5 protein-coding genes are annotated in these 5,373 nt (G+C 49.5%); 1 reads left to right on the forward strand and 4 read right to left on the reverse strand.

Annotation, left to right across the window (positions count from 1 at the left end; translation table 11 throughout):
• A partial coding sequence (locus AS151_RS16795; RefSeq protein ID WP_170861427.1) for a BCCT family transporter occupies window positions 1-584 on the reverse strand: 584 nt, incomplete at its 3' end.
• A 395-nt stretch (window positions 585-979) separates the two neighbouring features.
• Window positions 980-1,408: an anti-sigma regulatory factor gene (locus AS151_RS16800; protein WP_071518222.1), complete on the reverse strand. Its 429-nt coding sequence runs from the start codon at window positions 1,406-1,408 to the stop codon at window positions 980-982.
• Window positions 1,409-1,688: 280 nt separating this feature from the next.
• Between AS151_RS16800 and AS151_RS22600 the strand changes: the two genes are divergently transcribed.
• Window positions 1,689-1,943: a hypothetical protein gene (locus AS151_RS22600; RefSeq protein ID WP_211517631.1), complete on the forward strand. Its 255-nt coding sequence runs from the start codon at window positions 1,689-1,691 to the stop codon at window positions 1,941-1,943.
• Window positions 1,944-2,156: 213 nt separating this feature from the next.
• On the opposite strand, the gene AS151_RS16810 is transcribed toward AS151_RS22600, so the two are convergent.
• The gene (locus AS151_RS16810; RefSeq protein ID WP_071518224.1) at window positions 2,157-3,953 is read right to left on the reverse strand and encodes a SpoIIE family protein phosphatase; all 1,797 of its coding nucleotides are present in this window, start codon (window positions 3,951-3,953) and stop codon (window positions 2,157-2,159) included.
• Between the two features lie 283 nt (window positions 3,954-4,236).
• Complete coding sequence (rsmH, locus tag AS151_RS16815) at window positions 4,237-5,115, reverse strand: 16S rRNA (cytosine(1402)-N(4))-methyltransferase RsmH (RefSeq protein ID WP_071518225.1); 879 nt, start codon at window positions 5,113-5,115, stop codon at window positions 4,237-4,239.
• Window positions 5,116-5,373: the final 258 nt, after the last annotated feature.

The following is a 5,373-nucleotide window of genomic DNA, read 5'->3' on the forward strand; positions in this document are numbered from 1 at the left end:
TATAGGCGACTAAAGTCGCCGTCCGTTTTTCCTCCCTGCGCTAAAGCGACAGGGCTTCTAAACGTATCGAGGTATTTTCCGTGAAAGTACGCTAACGGCAGTGCCAGAGCGGAATAAATGGCCCACGGATGGAATCCCCAGTGGTAGAAGGTAAACCGCATGGATTCTCGAATGCCAGCGGCGGTTTCCAGTTCTTCACCAGTTGGGGGGGTTAAAAAATGCAGTACCGGTTCGGCAGCCCCAAAAAAAACAATGCCAATCCCCATGCCAGCACTAACGAGCATACTAAACCAGCTCAGATAGCCAAATTCGGGACGTGCATCGGGACCGCCCAACCGAATGCTGCCGAAGCGCGAAAACAGCAGCCAAACGATAAAGACTAGCAAAATGGTGGCGGTGAGAATGTAGAACCAACCGAAGTTTTCTACAATAGATGACTGTAGGGTTTGAAAGTTGCTTTTCGCGGCTTTGGTGAAGAAAGCACCATAGAAGACAAAACCGATAACTACAGCCGCCGCCGGGAGAAATACCCATGGTTCCATGGCATTGAGGAGGCGGCGAAAAGGAGAAGTTCGAGGTTTCATGTCGCAAATGGTTGACTAGCTACGTAGGAGGTCGGGAAGGGAGCAAATAGGCATGGTGTGTGGAGTTCACCGCGTTTGCCCCCTATTTTTCCCGACGTGGGATGCGATCGCAGTTGCTTTGGGTCCTCGGATTTGTGCCAGTCTAACTTATTGCAGCAGCTATTGTTTTTGCCGTTGTTGGGAAAGGGCGGAAAATTGTTGGATCCAAAAAAAATTTGATATCAAGATATAGTTTGCCATCAAAAACATTCTAAAATCAGCAAACCGATAATAAGAACGCGGTGTTTTTGGTGCCGCGATCGCAATCAATTCCCATATTTCTCTCCCTAGAAAAATGCGCTGGAAGATAGCAAAATTAGAAATTTTATATATTTGGTTTTGGTTGCTAGTTACCTTTAAGAGTTAATTTCCGGCAAACTAGCTTCCATCTTTAGGCAATTTTTGCCACCATCAATTTGTAGTCGGTACTCTACTCGGTCCATCAAGCGATTCATAATCAACCAGCCATACCCGCCATCTTGGAGATCTTCCGGATCGGGGGCTGTATAGGTATCGATATCGTACCCTTGACCTTGGTCCCAAATTTCCAACGCCAAATCTCTTTGTTTGACTTCCAGCCGAATCAACACCGGCAAATTGGGCTGGCCTTTATGGGCATGTCGCACTACGTTGGAGTAGGCTTCTGCCAACACCAAGCGCAACCGGTTGGACTGCCGCTGCCAGTCCACTTTATCGCCCAGCTCTAGCTCCAAACAACCCAAAAGCCAGTTTTCGACTACGGTCACAAAGCGAATATCGCTGGGTACTTGCAGCTCGGTTCTCATGTAAACCTCCTGTGAGCTTGGAAACCCCGCCTATTGGGAGCAGGGAGGACAAGCGAACTCATGCGGCTTCAGCCACAATGAATCCTACATAGCGGCGAATTTGTTGCACTTTCAACTCTGACACCGAAACCCGTCTGGCTGTGTCGCCGCTACGCCGGCTTGCGGAATCGCTATCGACTCTCCGGGTTTCCCTTTTAGAGGGTTGCAAGAGATGAAGTGGCCGGCAAGAGAAGCAAGGACGTTTCACCATCTTTTGGTCCATCTCAAAGAGTAGGATCGGATGAGCCACAAACGAGGAAAATCGGCTGGACTGAACCCCGATACCAGAATAGTGCTTTCGGCGATCGATGCCAATGACAACATTGTGAGTTTGGGGGTCGCTGGAACTGCTGGTTTCTCCAACGGAAAATATGCCAATATCCGAATGTGCCTTGAGAGATTTTCCTTCTTTTATCCCACCTTTGGCCCAACTGGGCTTGGTTTGTATGAAAGGGTTGCTATATTTGCCTACAACTGGTACATACATGGAAGATAATTCTCCGTTAAGAGTTTTGGTCCCCTCAACCCATTCCACCAACCTGTCTTGGCTTTTCCCCACACCTGTGGGTTCTGAGCTTGGGAATCGTCCAGACTGGGGCAGCATCTGGAAGTCCGCAACCGGTTCGAGTCTGGAAAGTTTCATCACTGCTGGCGTGGTCGGGATCGTCCCCCTCAAATCCCCAACTTCTATTTGGGAATCGGTGACAGACTACAGGATTTCCAAAGACAAAATAGTTTGGTCATCTTCTTGATAGGCAGTGCGATCGCGCACTTTAGGCAATAACTCTTCTAAATTCAAAGCCTTCGGCGACTCGATGAGCAATTCCCAAAGTCCCGACTGCTGTAACATTTTTCCTTCTTCAGAAGGGTGGGAATGGCCATCACTGGTAATTGTAGCTTCTGTTAGCCCGTCGCTCGTGAGCAGGAACACATCGCCAGAGTGCAACTGTTGGCTTCCACCTTTCCCTTTCCACTCTGGCAAAATCCCCAAAGGAATGCCGCGCGCCTTCAAATATTGAGGTTCTACAGCAATGGATTCTTGTTGTTCGTGCTGTTGCAGCAGCGTTTGATGGGACCATACCAGAGGGTAGATGTGTCCGGCGTTGGCATATGCAAGCTCTCCGGTTGAGGGTCGGTAGCGCGCCAAGACCATGGTGATAAAGCAGTTATTGCTAATTAAATAATCTGCCAGTCCCACATTAAGGCTTCTCATCACCGTTTCTGGGTCAGGAGAAGTCTCCTGGGAAAGTTCGCGCCGCATCACTGAAATCGCACTTGCCATAAACAAAGCAGCGGGAACCCCTTTGCCGGAAACATCCCCTACCGCCACCCAAATATCCTCTTGCGCGTGTACGTACACTTCAAAGAAATCACCACCCACCTCGCGCGCTGGATAGCAACAAGCCTGAACCTGAACGTCTTCAAAATCCGGCCAGCTCTGCCGCAGCAAGTTGTTCTGAATCTGACGCGCTACTTCCAACTCGGAGCGCATTTGCTGCGCTTGTTCTTGGGTTTGTTGGTAGAGTTTGGCTTGGTAGATGGCAAGAGCCGCTTGGTCGGCAACGCTTTCGATAAACTGAACGTCTTCGTCTTCCCAACTGCTGCGTTCGTGGCTTTGCTCTAATGACAAAACCGCCAGCAACTGCTGCTGGTAGGTGAGGGGAACCACCAAATAGGTACTATTTTCGCCACCATTCTCCGCCACCCCTTGTTGGGTTTGCCGGGTTTCCAATACCTTTTGAATGAAAGGATTGTCCGGCGAAACAGCCGTAGCTGTAGAGGTGTTTCCTGCCTCCGTTTCCCCCATGGTTGCCGGGTCGGTGGCTGGATGGCTCGATTCCCCATCGTTGCTATTTTCAGAATTTTCCGGCTCGGTGGTTTCTGTCGAGGTGGTTGGGGGGTCGGTGGCATCGTAGGTAAAATGGGAATTCATCAAGCGATCGCCTTCTACCGGGTGTAAGGAACAGCGATTCACCTGAAAATTTTGTCCCAAAGTTTCCACAATCGTTTGCAGCATGCTGCTGTAATCGAGAGACTCGCGAATGGCACTCATCACCTGATTAAAAACCGACTCCCGCCGCAACGCACGGCGCAAGGTATTGGTTCTTTGTTTGAGCACCTGGTAGGTCTCGGCAGCTTGCTGCACAATGGATTTTAGTTCTTCTGGATTCCAGGGTTTGGTGATGTATTTGAAGACTTGACCGGAGTTAATCGCCTCCACCAAATCTTCCACATCCGTATACCCGGTAAGTAGGATGCGAATCGTGTCGGGAAACCGTTCTACCGTCTTGCTGAGGAACTCCGTACCGTTCATTTCTGGCATGCGTTGGTCGGAGATAATGACTCCCATTTCTCCTTCCTCATCCAGAACCTGCAAAGCCGCAATGGCACTTTCCGCTTTGTACACGCGAAATTCGCGCCGGAAAGTCCGGTACAGCAAGTCTAGGTTATAGGTTTCGTCATCGACGATTAGCAGTTTCAGTTTATTTTTTCGATCGCGACTCATGCCGTCGGCTCTTGATATATACTGATTCTCGTGACCATGGGAGATGGTAGCACCTCGATGGATGGGCAGGAGCCTACCATAGCTAGAGAAACTACCGAAATCGAGTTCGAGGTTTGGGTAGCTAGAGCAGACCTTATGGGATTGGCTATCCGCTGTAGATGCTGTGTTTAACGTTCCCTAACCGGAAAATCCTGTATCAGGAAAACATAATTTCCCCCAAACACCACCCAGGGTTCTGGTAAGCTAGCCTACCAACGCCACCACCGTTGTTTCCCCATCCAAGTTAGCATTTGGCTGCCAATCGCAATTTGGCAGAACGCGATCGCGGATTGCGCGATTTTTCGCTAGCTGTGGGTTCGATGGGTTTTTTGGTCAAAACTTGCCAACTGGGAGATTGGCGCAGGTGATGTTTGACGATACGGTCTTCCAAGCTGTGGAAGCTAATGGCGGCTAGTCTACCTTCCGGTTTTAACAAATTCTCAGCCAAACCGAGAAATCTCTCCAGCGAAGATAGTTCTTCGTTTACCGCAATCCGCAAAGCTTGAAAAACACGGGTCGCTGAGTGAATCCTACCATATCGATACTTGGGTGGCACAGCCGCAGCGATCGCATCTGCGAGGTCGGTCGTGGTTTCAAAAGGACGGGATTGGACAATTTTACGGGCAATTCGTCGGGAATAGCGTTCTTCGCCATAGTGGAAAAATAAATCCGCCAGCTGTTTTTGGTCCCAATGGTTCACCACCTCGGCAGCCGTCAGCTTTTGCGTTGTATCCATTCGCATGTCCAAAGGTGCTTGGTGGCGAAAGCTAAATCCCCGTTCGGGAAGGTCCAATTGGGGCGAACTAACCCCCAAATCCAATAAAATACCATCAAATGGGGGATTTACCGGCAAATCCGCAAAATTTCCCCGCCAAAATTCCACGCGATCGCCAAATTCCGCTAAATTTTCCTTAGCCTGCGCGATCGCTTGCGCATCTCGATCCACACCCAAAACCCGTACATCCGGCACCGCTTGTAAAATTAAGCGCGTATGACCGCCAGCACCCACCGTAGCATCCAAATAATATCCACCAGCAGTCACCGCCAGAGCTGACAAAACCTCCTCTGCCAGCACCGGAATATGGGAAAATAAATCCGTTGTCCCCGTCAAAGCACTCAAAATTAAGCTTGCCTTTCCAATACCAATAAAAACGACAAAACCCACGCCAAGATATATGAAGTTAAGCTAGTAAAAAGGGAGCACCCGGCCCAAATTCTACAAGGCGCTAGGCGCGAATCTTGCTATAAAAACCAGGGTGCCGTCCCATCTCCTATAGTATCCTTAATTTTGAACGCTGGACTAACCAAATCACTGAACATTAATTGACATCTGTGTTAATTGTGTTCGGTTAGTCCAGTCTTAGCCTCTTAGCGGGCTACG

Origin of the sequence: Geitlerinema sp. PCC 9228, from assembly GCF_001870905.1 — a bacterium.
GTDB lineage: Bacteria > Cyanobacteriota > Cyanobacteriia > Cyanobacteriales > PCC-9228 > PCC-9228.